At 64.4% G+C, this 18,654-nt stretch carries 13 protein-coding genes and 1 pseudogene; 5 read left to right on the top strand and 9 right to left on the bottom strand.

The window, feature by feature from the left end; all coding sequences use genetic code 11:
- Positions 1–17 precede the first annotated feature (17 nt).
- Both ppk1 and hemB read right to left on the bottom strand, forming a co-directional pair.
- A complete protein-coding gene (ppk1, locus tag APH44_RS19395; RefSeq protein ID WP_054894095.1) occupies positions 18–2,255 on the bottom strand; it encodes a polyphosphate kinase 1 in 2,238 nt (745 codons plus the stop codon).
- Positions 2,256–2,275: 20 nt separating this feature from the next.
- Entirely contained in the window at positions 2,276–3,286 is a 1,011-nt protein-coding gene (gene hemB, locus APH44_RS19400) for a porphobilinogen synthase (RefSeq protein WP_054894096.1), read from the bottom strand.
- A 208-nt stretch (positions 3,287–3,494) separates the two neighbouring features.
- Here hemB and APH44_RS29305 point away from each other — a divergent pair, with 208 nt between their 5' ends.
- Positions 3,495–4,139 (top strand): DedA family protein, encoded by a 645-nt coding sequence (locus tag APH44_RS29305; protein WP_177339368.1) that lies wholly within the window; start codon positions 3,495–3,497, stop codon positions 4,137–4,139.
- A 549-nt stretch (positions 4,140–4,688) separates the two neighbouring features.
- Here the strand turns inward: APH44_RS29305 and APH44_RS30460 are convergent.
- Positions 4,689–5,267: pseudogene (locus tag APH44_RS30460) on the bottom strand (sterol desaturase family protein); the annotation flags it as partial.
- Positions 5,268–5,379: 112 nt separating this feature from the next.
- On the opposite strand from APH44_RS30460, the gene elbB reads away from it, so the two are divergent.
- Positions 5,380–6,045 carry an isoprenoid biosynthesis glyoxalase ElbB gene (gene elbB, locus APH44_RS19415; protein ID WP_054894099.1) on the top strand — a complete coding sequence of 222 codons (666 nt, stop codon included), beginning with the start codon at positions 5,380–5,382 and terminating at the stop codon, positions 6,043–6,045.
- Between the two features lie 59 nt (positions 6,046–6,104).
- Here elbB and APH44_RS19420 read toward each other — a convergent pair whose 3' ends face one another.
- The 3 genes from APH44_RS19420 to APH44_RS19430 form a co-directional block, all read right to left on the bottom strand.
- Positions 6,105–6,554 carry a YaiI/YqxD family protein gene (locus APH44_RS19420; RefSeq protein WP_054894100.1) on the bottom strand — a complete coding sequence of 150 codons (450 nt, stop codon included), beginning with the start codon at positions 6,552–6,554 and terminating at the stop codon, positions 6,105–6,107.
- Between the two features lie 47 nt (positions 6,555–6,601).
- Entirely contained in the window at positions 6,602–8,512 is a 1,911-nt protein-coding gene (locus APH44_RS19425) for a cytochrome c/FTR1 family iron permease (protein WP_054894101.1), read from the bottom strand.
- 118 nt (positions 8,513–8,630) lie between these two features.
- Positions 8,631–9,557, bottom strand: coding sequence for a LysR substrate-binding domain-containing protein (locus APH44_RS19430; protein ID WP_054894102.1), 927 nt, complete (start codon positions 9,555–9,557; stop codon positions 8,631–8,633).
- Positions 9,558–9,717: 160 nt separating this feature from the next.
- Here APH44_RS19430 and APH44_RS19435 point away from each other — a divergent pair, with 160 nt between their 5' ends.
- A complete protein-coding gene (locus APH44_RS19435) occupies positions 9,718–11,100 on the top strand; it encodes a NorM family multidrug efflux MATE transporter (RefSeq protein WP_054894103.1) in 1,383 nt (460 codons plus the stop codon).
- A gap of 34 nt (positions 11,101–11,134) precedes the next feature.
- On the opposite strand, the gene APH44_RS19440 is transcribed toward APH44_RS19435, so the two are convergent.
- A complete protein-coding gene (locus APH44_RS19440) occupies positions 11,135–12,799 on the bottom strand; it encodes a bifunctional diguanylate cyclase/phosphodiesterase (protein WP_054894104.1) in 1,665 nt (554 codons plus the stop codon).
- 255 nt (positions 12,800–13,054) lie between these two features.
- Here APH44_RS19440 and rep point away from each other — a divergent pair, with 255 nt between their 5' ends.
- Positions 13,055–15,064: a DNA helicase Rep gene (gene rep, locus APH44_RS19445; protein WP_054894105.1), complete on the top strand. Its 2,010-nt coding sequence runs from the start codon at positions 13,055–13,057 to the stop codon at positions 15,062–15,064.
- 73 nt (positions 15,065–15,137) lie between these two features.
- A complete protein-coding gene (locus APH44_RS19450) occupies positions 15,138–15,710 on the top strand; it encodes a xanthine phosphoribosyltransferase (protein WP_011536381.1) in 573 nt (190 codons plus the stop codon).
- A 110-nt stretch (positions 15,711–15,820) separates the two neighbouring features.
- Here APH44_RS19450 and APH44_RS19455 read toward each other — a convergent pair whose 3' ends face one another.
- Positions 15,821–17,683, bottom strand: a complete 1,863-nt coding sequence (locus APH44_RS19455) for an acetyl-CoA hydrolase/transferase C-terminal domain-containing protein (RefSeq protein ID WP_054894106.1) — start codon at positions 17,681–17,683, stop codon at positions 15,821–15,823.
- Between the two features lie 428 nt (positions 17,684–18,111).
- Positions 18,112–18,516 (bottom strand): cytochrome c5 family protein, encoded by a 405-nt coding sequence (locus APH44_RS19460; RefSeq protein WP_054894126.1) that lies wholly within the window; start codon positions 18,514–18,516, stop codon positions 18,112–18,114.
- Positions 18,517–18,654: the final 138 nt, after the last annotated feature.

Here is an 18,654-nt window from a genome sequence, read left to right on the forward strand (position 1 = left end):
CCGCGCCTACAGCGTTTCTAGCGTACGTTCAGCACCGGGTTGCTCAGGCGCTCCAGCAGGGTCGCCTGGGCGCTGCGCGGGTTCTGGTTGCCGGTCGGGGTACTGCGCACATAACGACCATCTGGCTGCAGGGTCCAGGCCTGGGTGTTGTCGGTCAGGTAGCCCTCAAGCTCCTTCTTCACCCGCAGCAGCAACTTCTTGCCCTCCACCGGGAAGCAGGTCTCGACGCGTTTGTCGAGGTTGCGCTCCATCCAGTCGGCGCTGGACAGGTAGATCTGCTCCTCGCCGCCGTTGAGGAAGTAGAACACCCGCGTGTGCTCGAGGAAGCGGCCGATGATCGAGCGCACATTGATATTGTGCGAAACCCCCGGGATGCCCGGACGCAGGCAGCACATGCCACGCACCACCAGGTCGATGCGCACGCCCGACTGGCTCGCCTTGTACAGGGCCTTGATGACCTTGGCATCGGTCAGCGAGTTGAACTTGGCGATGATGTGCGCCGGCTTGCCATCGAGCGCGAACTGCGTCTCGCGGGCGATCATGTCGAGCATGCCCTTCTTGAGGGTGAAGGGCGCATGCAGCAGCTTCTTCATGCGCAGGGTCTTGCCCATGCCGATCAACTGGCTGAACAGTTTGCCGACGTCCTCGGTGAGCGCATCATCGGAGGTCAGCAGGCTGTAGTCGGTGTACAAGCGAGCGTTGCCGGCGTGGTAGTTGCCGGTACCCAGGTGCGCGTAGCGGACGATCTCGCCCTGCTCGCGGCGCAGGATCAGCATCATCTTGGCGTGGGTCTTGAAGCCGACCACGCCATAGATCACCACCGCACCGGCCGCCTGCAGGCGGCTGGCCATCTGCAGGTTGGACTCTTCGTCGAAACGCGCGCGCAGCTCGATCACCGCAGTGACTTCCTTGCCGTTACGCGCGGCATCGACCAACGCGTCGACGATCTCCGAGTTGGCCCCGGAGCGGTACAGGGTCTGGCGCACGGCGAGCACGTGCGGGTCCTTGGCGGCCTGGCGCAGCAGGTCGACCACCGGAGTGAAGGATTCGAACGGGTGCATCAGCAACACATCCTGCTTGCTGATGACGCTGAAAATGTTGTCTGCGTTCTGCAGGATCTTCGGGATCGCTGGGGTGAACGGCGTGTACTGCAGCTCCGGGTGGCTGTCCAGGCTAGTGATGCTGAACAGACGAGTCAGGTTGACCGGGCCATTGACCTGGTAAAGCTCGCTTTCGCTCAGGCTGAACTGCTTGAGCAGGTAGTCGGAGAGGTGCTTCGGACAGGTGTCGGCAACCTCCAGGCGCACGGCGTCGCCGTAGCGGCGCGAGAACAGCTCGCCACGCAGGGCACGGGCAAGGTCGTCGACCTCTTCGGAGTCCAGCGCCAGGTCGGCGTTTCGGGTCAGGCGGAACTGATAGCAGCCCTTGACCTTCATGCCTTGGAACAGGTCGTCGGCGTGGGCGTGGATCATCGACGACAGGAATACATAGTTGTCGCCGGGGCCGCCAACCTCTTCCGGCACACGGATCACCCGTGGCAGCAGGCGCGGCGCCGGGATGATCGCCAGGCCCGAGTCGCGACCGAAGGCATCGACGCCCTCGAGCTCGACGATGAAGTTCAGGCTCTTGTTCACCAGCAGCGGGAACGGGTGGGTCGGGTCGAGGCCGATCGGGGTGATGATCGGGGCGATCTCGTCGCGGAAGTAGCGACGCACCCAGGTCTTGAGCTTTGGCGTCCAGTAGCGGCGGCGGATGAAGCGAATCGCATGCTTCTCCAGCTCCGGCAGCAACACGTCGTTGAGGATCGCGTACTGGCGGTCCACCTCCAGGTGCACCAGCTCGCTGATCCGCGCCAGCGCCTGATGCGGCTGCAGGCCATCGGCGCCGGCCTGTTCCCGGGCGAAATTGATCTGCTTCTTCAGCCCCGCGACGCGGATCTCGAAGAACTCATCGAGGTTGCTGGAGAAGATCAGCAGGAACTTCAGACGCTCAAGCAGCGGGTAGGACTCATCCAGCGCCTGCTCCAGCACGCGGATGTTGAATTGCAGCTGCGAGAGCTCACGATGAATGTACAGGCTGCTGTCATCCAGGCCCGGCACCGGAATCGCCGGGGCCGGCGCCGGGGCGGCGGCCTCGACGACAGGCGCAGGCTCCGGCTCAGGTGCCGCCGGAAGGTCCGGTGGGGTCTGCACCAGTTCCTCCGGGAGGACCTTGGCTTCCTTGATCTCGACAGCAGTGAGCACTTCGTTATTCATCTGACGTTCCTGTGAGGGCGTTACTGCCCTCTCAACAATTGAGCGGCACGCACGGCGAAATAGGTGAGGATGCCATCGGCGCCGGCCCGTTTGAAAGCGGTGAGGGATTCGAGAATCACGGCCTCGCTCAGCCAGCCGTTCTGGATGGCCGCCATGTGCATGGCGTATTCGCCGCTGACCTGATACACGAAGGTCGGCACGCGGAATTCGGTTTTGACGCGGTGAACGATGTCCAGGTACGGCATGCCCGGCTTGACCATGACCATGTCGGCGCCCTCGGCGAGGTCGGTGGCCACTTCATGCAGGGCCTCGTCACTGTTGGCCGGGTCCATCTGGTAGGAGGCCTTGTTGGCCTTGCCCAGGTTCAGCGCCGAGCCGACCGCATCGCGGAACGGGCCGTAGTAGGCGCTGGCGTACTTGGCGGAGTAAGCCATGATGCGCACGTTCACGTGGCCGGCCAGCTCCAGGGCCTCGCGGATGGCCTGCAGACGACCGTCCATCATGTCGGACGGCGCCACCACCTGGGCACCGGCTTCGGCATGCGACAGCGCCTGACGCACCAGGGCGTCGACGGTGATGTCGTTCTGCACGTAGCCCTCTTCGTCGAGGATGCCGTCCTGGCCGTGAGTGGTGAAGGGATCGAGTGCGACGTCGGTGATCACCCCCAGTTCCGGGAAGCGCGCACGCAGGGCGCGGGTGGCACGCTGGGCGATGCCATCCGGGTTCCAGGCTTCGGCACCGTCGAGGGATTTCTTCTCCACCGGGGTCACCGGGAACAGCGCCAGCGCCGGAATCCCCAGCGCGACCCAACCCTGTGCGGCTTCGAGCAGCAGGTCGATCGACAGACGCTCGACGCCCGGCATCGACGGCACTTCCTCGCGACGATTTTCGCCGTCCAGCACGAATACCGGCAGGATCAGGTCATCAACGGTCAGGGTGTTCTCGCGAACCAGACGACGGGAGAATTCGTCCCGGCGGTTGCGACGCAGGCGGGTAGCAGGAAACAGGCGGTTGGCGGGGGTAAAGCTCACGGCAGACTCCTGAGCCCGCGCAGGCGGGCTAGCGCGACAGTTATAAGCGCCCATTATGACGCCTAGGTTACAGGGAAGGGCAACCCTGCGACTTGTGGCCGCAGGCATTGTCCTTGTAGGAATTGTTCACGTCGAGACACATTTGGACACTTTCCCCCAGGCGCGCGAAGGGGTAGGCTGCGCGTTCATTTCGCCAGCACCTCAGAAAATGCTTCAACAATTCCTGCAGGATTTCGGCTATTTCGCCCTCTTTCTAGGCACCTTCTTCGAAGGCGAGACCATCCTGGTACTTGCAGGATTTCTCGCGTTCCGTGGATACATGGACATCAGCCTGGTCGTGGTGGTGGCGTTCTTCGGCAGCTATGCCGGTGACCAACTCTGGTATTTCATGGGCCGTCGCCACGGGCGCAAGATCCTCGCGCGCAAACCGCGCTGGCAGGCGATGGGCGACCGCGCGCTGGAACATATCCGCCGCCACCCCGACATCTGGGTGCTGAGCTTCCGTTTCGTCTATGGCCTGCGCACCGTGATGCCGGTGGCCATCGGCCTGTCCGGCTATCCCCCGCGGCGCTACCTGCTGCTCAACGGTATTGGCGCGGCGATCTGGGCCCTGGCCCTGGGCGCGGCGGCCTATCACTTCGGCGCCATCCTCGAAGGCCTGCTGGGCAACGTGAAGAAATACGAGCTATGGGTGCTCGGCGGCCTGCTGGTGCTAGGCGGGCTGCTCTGGCTGCGCCGACGGTTCCGCAACCTGCGTGCGGAGCGCAAGGCGGCGGCAGAAGGCCAGGCCGCACAGGCTGAGCAGGCTGTAGAGCCCGAGCAGGAGCCAGGCCAAGGCCGTGACCGCCCCTAGGCCCAGCACCCCACCCAGGTAAAGCGCTGGCCCGTTGGACGCCAGCCGCAGCAGCTCAAGGCGCGCGGCCCAAGGCCGGTTCTCCAGCGCCACCCCAAGCACGAACAAGCCAAACGCCATCAGTGTCCAGCCCAGCACCAGCGCCGCTGGCGGCACGCGCTCGGCCACCTCCATCAGGTAACTCCCCAACCCCGCGTACACGGCGAACTGCAGCGCCACGTACAACTGCTGGGCTCGGCCCAGCGGTATCTCGAACTTGCGAAACTGCGCCAGATCCATCTTGGCCTGTGGATCACCCGCCTCCACATCCGCCGGTCGCCATCCGGTGGGCATGAACCAGATCCGCAACTTGTCCCACAGACTGCGCGTGCGCCGCGCGTCGCGCCAGAGCTGGGCATAGAACTGCAGGTTGGCCCACAACGGGTTCCAGCTCGCCAGCGGCGTGGTCACGCCGAACACCACGGGCTCGCGCGGGTCCTCCTCCTGGAAAGTGCCGAACAGGCGGTCCCAGAGAATGAACACGCCGCCGTAGTTGCGATCCAAGTACAAAGGATTCTGCGCATGGTGGACGCGATGGTTGGACGGCGTGATCAGTACCCATTCGAGCCAGCCCAGCTTGGGCACGTGCCGGGTATGCACCCAGAACTGGTACAGCAGGTTCAACGATGCCACGGTGACGAATACCAGCGGCGGCACGCCGATCAGGGCCAGCGGCAGATAGAAGATCCACGAGAAGAGAAAGCCGCTGCTGGTCTGGCGCAGGGCGGTGGTGAGGTTGTACTCCTCGCTCTGGTGATGCACCGAATGCGCCGCCCACAACACGTTGCGTTCATGGCCGAGGCGGTGCAGCCAGTAGTAGCAGAAGTCGTAGAGCACGAACGCCAGCAACCAGACCCAGACCGCACCGTGCGGCAGGCGCAGCAGGGCCAGGTGCTCCCAGGCCAGCGCGTAGCTCACAAGCCCGACACCCTTGGTCAGCAGCCCCGTGCTGGTCGACAGCGCCCCGGTGCTCAGGCTGTTGATCGAATCGGCCAGGCGATAGTTGCGCTGCCCGCGCAGCCGGTCGGCAACCAGCTCCACAGCAATCAGCACGAAGAAGAACGGCACGGCCAGCAGAATCAGGTCCATGGTGACGATCCCAAGCGTTATCCACAGAGATTAGGCTGCGTCGGGCACAACCCTTATGGCCACATCTGCCAAACTAGAGGACATTTAGCGCCTCGACACTGGAGTAATGAGCATGACGAAAAAGGTAGCGGTGATTCTTTCCGGCTGTGGCGTGTATGACGGCGCCGAAATCCACGAAAGCGTGATCACCCTGCTGCGCCTCGACCAGCGCGGCGCCCAGGTGCAGTGTTTCGCGCCGAACATCGCGCAGATGCACGTGATCAACCACCTGACCGGCGAAGAAATGCCCGAGTCGCGCAATGTGCTGGTGGAGTCGGCGCGCATCGCCCGCGGTGAAGTGAAGGATATTCGCGAAGCCAAGGCCGAGGACTTCGACGCGCTGATCGTCCCTGGCGGCTTTGGCGCTGCGAAGAACCTGTCCAATTTCGCCGTCGAAGGCACCAGTTGCAGCGTGAACCCCGAGGTACTGGCACTGGCCGAGGCCTTCGCCGCGGCGTGCAAGCCGGTCGGCCTGATCTGCATCTCGCCGGCGTTGGCCGCGAAGATCTACGGCCCAGGCGTGGTCTGCACCATCGGCAACGATGCCGACACCAGCGCAGCCGTGGTGAAGATGGGCGGCACCCATGAAGAATGCGATGTGCATGACATCGTCGAAGACACCCAGCGCAAGCTGGTGACCACCCCGGCCTACATGCTGGCCAAGTCGATCAGCGAAGCGGCGGGCGGGATCTACAAACTGGTGGACCGGGTGCTTGAGCTGACTCACGAGAAGGACTGAAGCGCATCAGGGCGGGCCTTTTCGCGGGCAAGTCGGTGCGCCGAACCGCCGCGAAAAGGTCAACGCGTCAACCGCGTGAGGATCCGATCCAGCGAATTGGCAAACGCCTGCTTCTCCCGCTCGCCATAGGGCGCCTGCCCGCCGCCGACCTGCCCCTGTTCACGCAACTCGGTGAACAGGTTGCGCACCGCCAGCCGATCCCCCATGTTGCGCTCGTCGAACTCGCGACCACGTGGGTCCAGCGCCGCCACACCCTTCTTGATCAGACGATCTGCCAGCGGTACGTCGCTGCAGATCACCAGCTCGCCGGGCTCTGCATGCTCCACCAGGTAATCGTCGGCGGCATCCATGCCGCTGGGCACCACGATCAGCCGCACGATCGCGAAGGCCGGTTTGGCCACGGCCTGGCCGGCCACCATCACCACTTCCAGCTTGCGCTTGAGGGCGAACTTGACGATCAGGTCCTTGGCCGCCTTGGGGCAGGCGTCGGCGTCGATCCATATGCGCATGACGATGTTTCCGTGATTCGAAAAGAAATAGTGTGCCAGCCCCGGCCTCAGTTCGCTGCAGCCCTGCGTTTTTCGGCAATGCGCGAGCGTCCGTAAAGCACCACGATAGCCAGCAATGCCACCGCCTGCGCACTCAACGAATAAGCGTCGGCATGAATCCCCAGCCAATCGAACTCGAAGAACGGCACCGGTCGCGTGCCCAGTACCCCAGCTTCCTGCAGTGCCTTGACGCCGTGCCCGGCGAACACCACCGACAGCGCGCACAACAACGCAGCGTTGATGCTGAAGAACAGCGACAGGGGCAGCTTCGCCGATCCACGCAGGATCACCCAGGCCAACCCCACCAGCAACACCAGCGCGGTAGCACCACCGGCCAGCACCGCCTGGTGCCCGGCAGGCCCGGCCTGCAGCCACAGGGTTTCGTAGAACAGGATCACCTCGAACAGCTCGCGGTACACCGAGAAAAACGCCAGCATGGCAAAGCCGAAGCGCCCGCCGCCACTGAGCAGGCTGCTCTTGATGTAGTCCTGCCAGGCTGCGGCGTGGCGCCGGTCATGCATCCAGACCCCCAGCCACAGCACCATGACCGCGGCGAACAGCGCCGTGCAGCCCTCGAGCAACTCGCGCTGGGCGCCGCCGACATCGATTACATAGGCCGCCAGGGCCCAGGTGGCGAAACCTGCCACCAGTGCCAGGCCCCAGCCGATGTTGACACTGCGTACCGCCGACTGCTGCCCGGTATTGCGCAGGAAGGCGAGGATCGCGGCCAGCACCAGGATCGCCTCCAGGCCCTCGCGCAGCAGGATCAGCAGCCCGGAGATGTAGCTCAACGACCAACTCAGACCATCGCTGCCCAGCAGTTTCGCCGCCTGCTCCAGCTTGACCTTGGCCTCGGCCAGGCGCTGCGCAGCCTGCTCGGCGGGCAGGCCATCCTGCAGCGACTGCCGGTAGGCCATCAACGACTTCTCGGTATCCTTGCGCACCTGCGCGTCGATGTTGTCGAGCGAGCTCTCCACCAGCTCGAAGCCTTCGAGATATGCGGCCACCGACAGGTCGTAGGCCTGGTCGTGATCGCCCTCGCGGTAGGCCGCCAGGCTCTTGTCCAGGGTGCTGGAGGTGTATTCGAGCAACTGTGCCGGGCCACGCTTGACCTGCGGTGGCTGGGCGCGCTGGGCACGGAATGCGGCAACGGCGTCGGCGCCTTCGTTGGCGGCGACTTCGGCCGGGGTCTGGCGGGCCAGGTCGGCGATGTTCCAGGTTTTGTCACCCTTGGCCGCCTGCGGGTCGGCGGTGAAGCTGGCAATGTAGGCCGCCACATCCCAGCGCTGGCGTTCGTCGAGCTGGTCGGCGAACGACGGCATCTCGGTGCCCTCGATACCCAGGCCGAGGGTGTTGTACAGGTCGAACAGGCTCAACTGGTCAAGGCGCTGGGCGTCGCGCAGGTTGGCCGGCGCAGGCTCCAGGCCGACACCCGCAGGGCCGTCACCGGCACCGGTGTCACCGTGGCAGATCGAGCAGTTCTGCGCGTACAACGCAGCACCGCGTGCCGGATCCGGCGTGATCACCGGCGCCTGGCTGACCTCATAGGCCACCGCCAGCCGCGCGCCCAGCTGCCGAGCCTGGTGCGCCACGGCGCTGCCGTCCTGGCGTTGCTCGATGGCCTGGCGCAGCGCCTGCACACCCTGCTCGAGAGCGTCGCGCTCAGGGTTGGCCGGCAAGCCATTGACCAGCTCGGCCAGCACCCCGCTGAACTCCTGCTGTTCGCGGTATTCACCTTCATCCACCACCTTGCCGCCCTCTACGGTCGGCGGGTAGTCGGCACCGATATAGTCCAGCAGGTGCAACGCCTTGATGGCCTCGGCGGGGGCTTCGGCCTGCGCCAGGGTGCTGCACAGCGCCAGCACCGGACCGAGCAACAAGGCCGGCAACCACGCGAGCGGACGGGAACGGGGAATCATGGGGCGATCTCGGCGAGAATACGAAAGCGAACATTGTTCACTTCCACTTCGACTTGCTCAAGGTTCGCGGGCGGATTTCATGAAAAATCTTGCAACGAATACGTCCTGATCGGCCCGCTCAAGACGCGCCCAGGATCTCCACCTCAGGCAAGTCCATCGCCGCCGCCTCCTCCTGCAAGAAGGCACTCAAACGCCGCAACCGCTCGCCGCCCGGGCGGGTGCGCGGCCATACGAGGTAATAGTCCAGGCCGCTGGCCACCGCCGTCGGCCATGGCAGACTCAGTCGCCCCTGGGCGACGTCTTCGGCGACCATCAGCAGGTCACCCATCGACACCCCATAACCCCGAGCTGCGGCGATCATGCCCAGCTCCAGGGTATCGAACACCTGCCCACCCTTGAGCGACACCGTTTCGCTCAGGCCCATGCGCGCCAGCCAACTGCGCCAGTCGCGACGATCGGGCGTCGGGTGCAACAGTTCGACGCTGGCCAGCCTGCGCGCATCCCACGGCGCTTCGGCCTGCAGGTCCGGAGCGCCAACCGGGATCAGCAGCTCGGCGAACAGCCGGCGCACCTCCCAGTCCACCGGAAAGTTGCCGTCGCTGAGCAGCACGGCGCAATCGAAAGGCTCTTGATTGAAATCCACATGGTCGACGTCCATCCAGGCGCTGGTCAGTTGCACCTCGTTGCCCGGCTGAAGGTGGCGAAAGCGGCTCAGGCGCGCCAGCAGCCAGCGCATGGTCAAGGTCGAGGGGGCTTTCATGCGCAGGATGTCGTCTTCGCCGCGCAAGGTATTGCAGGCCCGCTCCAGTGACGAGAACCCGTCGCGCACACCGGGCAACAGCATCCGCGCCGCCTCGGTGGGCTGCAGATTACGACCGTTGCGCACGAACAGGCGGCAGCCGAAGTGATCTTCAAGCGTGCGGATGTGGCGGCTGACCGCGCTCTGGGTGATGGACAGCTCCTCACCGGCGCGGGTGAAGGAGCTCAGCCGCGCGGCGGCTTCAAATGCGCGCAGGGCATACAGCGGTGGTAGCTGACGAGACATGAGACACCTGTCATACGGGCGCATGAGGCAATTCGGCAGAAGCATACCTCCATGAGTCCAACTCATGCCAATGATCGCTTTTATCTTTTTGTGCAATGTTGACCGAAGCCTCAGAATCGTGAGCTCTTTCTGTAGGACCCACACCCAAGGACTTCCCCCCATGCATGTCGCGCCCACCACCGAACTCAAGGCTCTGCTGCGCCTGGCCGGCCCCCTGGTCGCCTCGCAATTGGCGCACATGCTGATGGTGCTCACCGACACCCTGATGATGGCGCGCATCAGCCCACAGGCGCTGGCAGGGGGCGGCCTGGGCGCGGCGAGCTACTCGTTCGTGTCGATCTTCTGCCTGGGCGTGATCGCCGCGGTCGGCACACTGGTGGCCTTCCGCAAGGGCGCAGGTGACATCGCCGGTGCCACGCGCCTGGCGCAGAACGGCCTGTGGTTGGCCTGGGGCCTGGCGCTGGGCGCGGCCCTGGTGTTGTGGAACCTCAAACCTTTGCTGCTGCTGTTCGGCCAGCGTCCTGACAACGTCGACATGGCCATGCAGTTCCTCACCCTGCTACCCCTGGCGCTGCCCGGCTACCTGACCTTCATGGCCCTGCGCGGCTTCACCAGTGCCCTGGGCCATTCGACCCCAGTGATGGTCATCAGCCTGGTGGGCACGGTACTCAACTACCTGTTCAACCACGCACTGATCGAAGGCATGTTCGGCCTGCCCAAGCTGGGCCTCATGGGCATCGGCCTGGTCACGGCCGTGGTGTCGCTGGGCATGGCCATCGCCCTGGCGCTTTACATCCACTGGCACCGTGCATACGACGCCTATCCGCTGCGCAAGGGCCTGTCACACCCATCGCTCGATGCACTGCGCGAGTTGTGGCGGCTGGGCCTGCCGATCGGCGGTACCTACATCGTGGAAGTCGGCCTGTTCGCCTTCGCCGCCCTGTGCATGGGTGTACTGGGCGATACCGAGCTGGCCGCCCACCAGATCGCCCTGCCGATCATTTCGGCAGCGTTCATGGTGCCGACAGGGCTGTCCTATGCGGTGACCATGCGAGTCGGGCTGTACTACGGCGCAGGCAACCTGCTGGCCGCGCGCAGCGCCGGGCGCATCGGGATCGGCCTGGGCGCGGTGGTGATGTTCACCTTCGCGGTGCTGTTCTGGCTGTTCCCGGAGACCTTCGTGGGGCTGTTGGTCGACCGCAATGACCCAGCGTTCGCCGCCATCTTCGCGCTCGCCGTGCAGCTGGTGATGGTGGCCGCCTGGTTCGAGCTGTTCGACGGCACGCAGACCATCGCCATGGGCTCGATTCGCGGCCTGAAGGACGCCAAGACCACATTCGTGATCGGTCTGCTGTGCTACTGGCTGGTGGGCGCGCCATGCGCCTGGGTGTTCGCCTTCACGCTCGGCGGGGGTGCGGTGGGTATCTGGTGGGGCTTGGCGCTGGGGCTGGCGTGTGCGGCAGTGGCGCTGACGCTGGCATTCGAATGGCGGATGAAGCGGTTGCTGGGCAAGGCGGCCGTGGGGGCGGCGGTTTCGGCCTGAAATCAGTGGCGGCCCTATCGCGGGCCGCTACCGGCTAAACACTCACCAACTGCGGCTTGGCCGCCTGGAACAGGTAGACGATCAGCTCATCGATCGGCAGCGGCCGGCTCACCAGGAACCCTTGCACCTGGTCGCAACCGAAATCACGCAGCAGACCCAGTTGCTCATCGCTTTCGACCCCTTCGGCCACCACTTCCAGGTTGAGGTTGTGCGCCAGGTTGATCATCGCGTGCACCAGCTTGCGGTTTTCTTCGCGCTGTTCCATGCCGGCGACGAAGCTGCGATCGACCTTGAGCAAGGTGATGGGCAGGCTGTTCAGGTGCACGAACGACGAAAAACCAGTGCCAAAGTCATCCAGCGAGAAACGCACACCCAGGCGCCCCAGTGCATCCATGGTCTGGCGCACCACTTCGTTGCGGCGCATCACCGCGGTCTCGGTCAGCTCGAACTCCAGCCAACGCGCATCGACGCCGTGTTCGACGATCAGCCGGCTCAGGGTCGCCAACAGCTGGCTGTCCTGGAACTGGCGGAAGCTCAGGTTCACCGCCATGTGCAGCGGCGCCAGGCCGTGCTCGCCCAAGGCCTGCATGTCACGCAGGGCGCGGGAGATCACCCAGTAGCCCAGCGGTACGATCAGCCCGCTCTGCTCGGCCAGGGGCACGAATTCGCTGGGCGGCAGCAGACCACGCTCGGCATGCCGCCAGCGCACCAGTGCCTCGAGGCCGACGATGGTGCCGTCCTTGAGGTTCAAGCGTGGCTGGTAGTGCAGTTCAAGCTCGTCACGACGCAGGGCCCGACGCAGCTCGCTTTCCAGGTCGGCGAGGCTGCGGGCGTTGCTGTTTATTCGCTCGTTGAACACGTGATACGTGCAGCCTTGGCTGCCCTTGGCCTGGCGCATGGCGATGTGCGCATGCCACATCAACGGATCGGCGCCCGCTTGCGCACGGGCATGGGCCAGGCCCAGGCTGCAGCCAAGCAGCAGGCTTTCGCCATCGATCCAGTACGGCTCGGCCAGGGCTTCGACGATACGCTCGGCGGTGCGCTCTGCGCGGCTGGGGTCGCGGCGGGTGTCGATCAGCAGCGCGAACTCATCGCTGCCCAGGCGCGCCAACTGATCACCGGCCTCCAGCTGCTGCTTGAGTCGGTTGACCACCTGCAGGATCAGGCGATCACCGCCCTGGTGCCCCAGGGCGTCGTTGACGTGACGGAAGTTGTCCAGGTCCAGGTGACCGAGGGCCAGGCCGCGGCCTGCGTTCTCCGCCAGGCGTGCGCTGAGCAGTGCCTGGAAGCCCTGGCGATTGGCGATGCCGGTGAGCGGGTCCTGCTCGGCCAGGCGTTGCAAGGTGGCGACCAGCACACCGCGTTCACGCACATGACGCAACGAGCGGCGCAGCGCGTCACTGCTCAGTTGCCCACGCACCAGCCAGTCACTCACGCCCACCGGAGGCGTCTCGGGCTCGTGCTCCAGCAGCAGGATGGTCGGCAGGTCGCAGCGTCCGGGTGTCGGCTGCAGGTCGGGCGTGGCCAGTACCACGGCCTGGCGATCGTGAACGAACAGGCTGTCCACCGCCTCCCAGTTCGGCGCAGTCAACAGTACCGCGCTGCCAGCCAGCGGCTGGACACATTCGCGCAGCAACGCAGCCCATTCCGGCTCATCGGCCAACAGCAGCAAGCGCAACGGTTCGACGGGCGTGGACAAGCGGGCTCCTTAGGGCTCGAACAGTGTGACCGAGGATGTGCCGTATCCTAACCGACAAGTGGAAATGATTCTCACTTTTATATGTGGCGTTCCCTGCCCCGCATCTCGACGGATTTTGCCGTGCATCCTGCGCGAAAGTCGCAACGCCCGCAAATCTGAATGGTGCGCTGCATCACACTGTCAGACGGTCGCGCCATAACCGACCCATGCCTGCTAGAATGCGCGGCTATTTTCTGGTTACTCCCGGTTTCTAGCATGTCCCGACTCAATCCCCGGCAACAGGAAGCCCGAGACTACGTCGGCGGCCCTCTATTGGTGCTCGCCGGTGCAGGCTCCGGCAAGACCAGCGTGATCACGCGCAAGATTGCCCACCTCATCCAGAACTGCGGCATCCGTGCCCAGTACATCGTCGCGATGACCTTCACCAACAAGGCCGCGCGCGAGATGAAGGAGCGGGTCGGCACCCTGCTGCGTCCAGGCGAAGGCCGGGGCCTGACGGTGTGCACCTTCCACAACCTGGGCCTGAACATCATCCGCCGGGAACACCAGCGCCTGGGCTACAAGCCGGGCTTCTCGATCTTCGACGAGTCCGACATCAAGGCGCTGCTGTCGGACATCATGCAGAAGGAATACTCCGGCGACGACGGGCTGGACGAAATCAAGAACATGATCGGCTCGTGGAAGAACGACCTGATCCTGCCCGCCGAAGCCCTGGAGAAAGCGCGCAACCCGCGCGAGCAGACCGCCGCCATCGTCTACACCCACTACCAGCGCACGCTCAAGGCGTACAACGCGGTGGACTTCGACGACCTGATCCTGCTGCCGGTCAAGCTGTTCCAGGAGCACACCGACGTGCTGGAACGCTGGCAGAACCGCGTGCGCTACCTGCTGGTCGACGAATACCAGGACACCAACGCCAGCCAGTACCTGCTGGTGAAGATGCTCATCGGCATGCGCAACCAGTTCACCGTGGTGGGCGACGACGACCAGTCGATCTACGCCTGGCGTGGCGCACGCCCGGAAAACCTGATGCTGCTCAAGGAGGACTATCCCTCCCTGAAAGTGGTGATGCTCGAGCAGAACTACCGCTCCACCAGCCGCATCCTGCGCTGCGCCAACGTGCTGATCGCCAACAACCCCCACGACTTCGAGAAGCAGCTGTGGAGCGAAATGGGCGTGGGCGACGAAATCCGCGTGATCCGCTGCAAGAACGAGGAAGCCGAGGCCGAGCGCGTGGCCATGGAAATCCTCACCTTGCACCTGCGCACCAATCGCCCGTACAGCGACTTCGCCATCCTCTACCGCGGCAACTACCAGGCCAAGCTGATCGAGCTGAAGCTGCAGCACCACCAGGTGCCCTATCGCCTGTCGGGCGGCAACAGCTTCTTCGGTCGCCAGGAGGTCAAGGACCTCATGGCCTACCTGCGCCTGCTGGTCAACCCGGACGACGACAACGCCTACCTGCGGGTGATCAACGTGCCGCGCCGCGAGATCGGCTCGACCACGCTCGAAAAGCTCGGCAACTACGCCACCGAGCGCGGCGTGTCGATGTACGCGGCAAGCGAGGAGCTGGGCCTGGGCGAGCACCTCGATGCGCGCTACACCGAGCGCCTGCAGCGCTTCAAGCACTGGCTCGACGGGGTGCGTCACAAGGTTGCCCTGGAAGACCCGATCGCTGCGCTGCACGAGATGGTCAAGGACATCGACTACGAAAACTGGATCCGCCAGAACACCGCCAGCGACAAGGCGGCGGATTTCCGCATCGGCAACGTCTGGTTCCTGATCGATGCGCTGAAGAACACCCTCGAGAAGGACGAAGAGGGTGACATGACCATCGAGGACGCCATCGGCAAGCTGGTGCTGCGCGACATGCTCGAGCGCCAGCAGGAAGAGGAAGAAAACGCCGAAGGCGTGCAGATGATGACCCTGCACGCCTCCAAGGGCCTGGAATTCCCCTACGTATTCATCATGGGCATGGAGGAGGAAATCCTCCCCCACCGCTCGAGCATCGAAGCCGACACCATCGAGGAAGAACGCCGCCTGGCCTACGTGGGCATCACCCGCGCCCGTCAGACCCTGGCCTTCACCTTCGCCGCCAAGCGCAAGCAGTACGGCGAGATCATCGACTGCACGCCCAGCCGGTTCCTGGATGAACTGCCGCCGGACGACCTGGCCTGGGAAGGCCTGGAGGATGCGCCTGTGGAGGTGAAGGCGGCGCGGGGCAATAACGCGCTGGCCGACATCCGGGCCATGCTCAAACGCTGACCAACCATTACTCTTTAAACCTTTGCCGCGACCTTCTGGATGCGGCCACCTTTGCTACATCGAGGAATACACAGTGGAAGCACTGCAGCAGAAGATTCGCGAAGAAGGCATCGTGCTTTCCGATCAGGTTCTCAAAGTCGACGCGTTTCTCAACCACCAGATCGACCCTGCGCTGATGCAACTGATCGGTGACGAGTTCGCCCGCCTGTTCGCAGACTCGGGCGTGACCAAGATCGTCACCATCGAAGCGTCGGGCATCGCCCCGGCGGTGATGACCGGCCTGAAGCTGGGCGTGCCGGTGATCTTCGCCCGCAAGCATCAGTCGCTGACCCTGACCGAGAACCTGCTGACCGCTTCGGTGTACTCCTTCACCAAGCAGACCGAGAACACCGTGGCCATCTCGCCGCGTCACCTCAACAGCAGTGATCGCGTGCTGGTGATCGATGACTTCCTGGCCAACGGCAAGGCTTCACAGGCGCTGATTTCGATCATCAAGCAGGCCGGCGCCACCGTGGCGGGCCTGGGGATCGTCATCGAGAAGTCGTTCCAGGGCGGCCGCGCCGAGCTGGACAGCCAGGGCTATCGCGTCGAATCGCTGGCTCGGGTGAAGTCGCTGGAAGGCGGGGTCGTGACCTTCATCGAATAAGGCCGCTACGCGAGCTCTGTGGGAGCGGGTTTACCCGTGAATGCGATTTGGGATGCGCCATCGCATTCGCGGGTAAACCCGCTCCCACAGGGGACAGTATGTCCGAGCGTTTATTTTGCAGCCTGCAACCCCGCCAGCAGCAACCGCTGGTACAGCTCCTCCTTCAGCCCCTGCGGTTCACTCAGCCCCATCCGCACCAGATGCGCCGGATAGGCCTGAGGTTCTGGCGCATCCAGCGCCGCCTTGCCCAGCTCCAGCACCTCGCTCAGCTTGAACTTGCTCTTGAGCCAGTTCAGCGCCCGCAGCAGGTCCTGCTCCTCAGGCGTGAAGTCGCTGCCCAGCGGGTACTCGGGGAACAACCCCGCATGCCGCGCCTTGATCGCTTCCAGGCGCTCGGGCGTGTTGTCGGTGAAGCGTGCCGATAGCTCGAAGTCCCGCGCCAGCTTGCCGGCCTTCTTGGCCTGCTCCATCAAAGGTTTCTGAAAACGTGAGTCACTGATTGCCAGCAACCGTGCGATCACCTCGCTGTCGGTCTGCCCACGCAGGTCGGCGATGCCGTACTCGGTGATCACGATGTCGCGCAGGTGCCGCGGGATGGTGCAATGGCCGTACTGCCAGAACACATTCGACGTCACCTCGCCACCCGCCTCGCGCCAGCTACGCAGCAGCAGGATCGAGCGCCCGCCCTCCAGTGCATGGCCCTGGGCGACGAAGTTGTATTGCCCGCCCACACCACTGAGCACCCGGCCATCTTCCAGCTGATCGGCCACCCCGGCACCGAGCAGGGTCATGCCGAACACCGTGTTGACGAAGCGTGCATCGCGGCGCTGGCGACGCTTGAGTGCTTCGTCGCCATACAGCTCGTTAATGAAGCTGATGGCGGTCATGGCGAAGCGTTTGCGCTGCTCAAGAGGCATCTGCCGCAAGCGCTGGTAGAAATCTGCGGTGCCGAGAAAGAACCCGCCATGCACCAGCACGCCCTGCTCGTCGGCCGGGCGCCGCACCACGCCTGCTTCGGCCAGCGCCAGCAGGCCGTTGACGAACATCTCGCTGCAGCCGTAGAGCCCTTGGGCGAAGGCATCCATACCACCCTCACGCTCGATCAGCGTTTTCCAGGGGTTCAGGTCCAGGTCTTCGAGCAACGCGCGGTAGGCGTCGTTGTCGTCCTGGCGCGCGAGCAGCGCTGCGGCCACGGCATCGCCCATGGCGCCGATGCCGATCTGCAGGGTGCCGCCATCACGCACCAGGGTGCTGGCGTACAGGCCGATGCAGTGGTCCTGGAGGGTGACCGGCATGTTCGGGGTGCAGAACAGTCGACGCTGCTCGGGGGTATCGATCAGCAGGTCGAAATCCTCGGTCTGCAATTCGGCGTCACCGGGCATGTAGGGCAGCTCGGCATGCACCTGGCCGAGCATGAGGATGGTTTCGCCTGCGGCACGGCGCTTGGCGATCATTGGCAGCAGGTCGAGGGTAATGTCGGGGTTGCAGGCCAGGCTCAGGTGATCCGGATGCTCGGGCGTGGCGGCGACGATCTGGGCGACGAGGTTCAGGCCCTTGGCGTTGATATCGCGCGCAGCGTGGCTGTAGTTGCTACTGACGTAGTCCTGCTGGGCGGTCTCGCTGTGCAGCAGCGAACCGGGCTGCATGAAGAACTGCTCGACACGGATGTTGGCCGGGAGGGTGTCGTTGCGCAGGTCGGCGAGGTAGTCGAGCTCTTCGTAGTCGGCGAAGACGCGCTCGACGAAGGGTTCGAGGAAGCGCCGCTGCAGGCCGTCACCCAGCGGCGGTCTGCCCAGGCTGAGGGCGGTGTAGATCGTCAGGCGCCGCTCGGGCAGGCTGCGGATGCGGGCATAGAGGGCGTTGACGAAGGCATTGGGTTTGCCCAGGCCCAGGGGCAGGCCCATGTGGATATGAGCCGGGAGGCGGGCCAGGACCTGGTCGACGGCCTGGTCGATCGAGCAGCGGTGGGGCATCGGGGGCTCCTGTGGCTTTGTGGGGGCTTGCAGGCTGTGACCATTACCCTGGCTGATTTGCTGACTAGCCCGGCCCTTTCGCGGGCAAGCCCGCTCCTACAGGTTGTGATCATTACCCTGGTTGATTTGCTGAACAGGCCGGCCCTTTCGCGGGCAAGCCCGCTCCTACAGGCTGTGACCATTACCCTGGTTGACTTGCTGAACAGGCCGGCCCTTTCGCGGGCAAGCCCGCTCCTACAGGTTGTGACCATTGCCCTGACTGATTTGCTGAACAGGCCGGCCCTTTCGCGGGCAAGCCCGCTCCTACAGGTTGTGACCATTACCCTAGCTGATTTGCTGACCGGGCCGACCTTTTCCCGGGGCCGGCACCTACCCCTAAATGCAAAAGCCCGCCATCAATGGCGGGCTTTACGCAAATCCAGTCCGGTCTACAGCCCGGACATCTTCTTGATCGCACCCTTGAGCTCTTCATCCGAGCAGTCGGCGCAGGTGCCCTTGGGCGGCATGGCGTTGATGCCGGTGATGGCCTTGGCCAGAATCCCGTCGAGGCCGCCCTGGTGATCGGCGCGCTCTTTCCAGGCCGCCGTGTCGCCGATCTTCGGCGCGTTCAGCAGGCCCGTGCCATGGCAGGCATTGCAGTGCTTGGCGATGATTTCGTCGGGTGTCTTGGCGCCACCGCCACCGGCCGATACGGCCACTTCCATGCCCTTGCACTCCTGGCCCTGGACGCACACCTGCCCCACCGGCTCCAGGCGCTTGGCGATGTCGTCGTTGGTCGCAGCGCTTGCATTGAGTGCCCAGAGGGCGAATACGGCTGCTGGTACGGCCAGCATTTTCTTGATTTGGTTCACGCGTACACCCTCATGGTGGCTAATCACGCCCGCCGCCACGGTTGGCGAGCGTTGAAAAGTATAGCGGCTACCCGGAAGGCGTGAAACGACCCCACACAGGAAAGGGGTATTGGCGAAACA

Origin of the sequence: Pseudomonas sp. NBRC 111143 (assembly GCF_001320965.1) — a bacterium.
Taxonomy (GTDB): Bacteria; Pseudomonadota; Gammaproteobacteria; order Pseudomonadales; family Pseudomonadaceae; genus Aquipseudomonas; species Aquipseudomonas machongensis.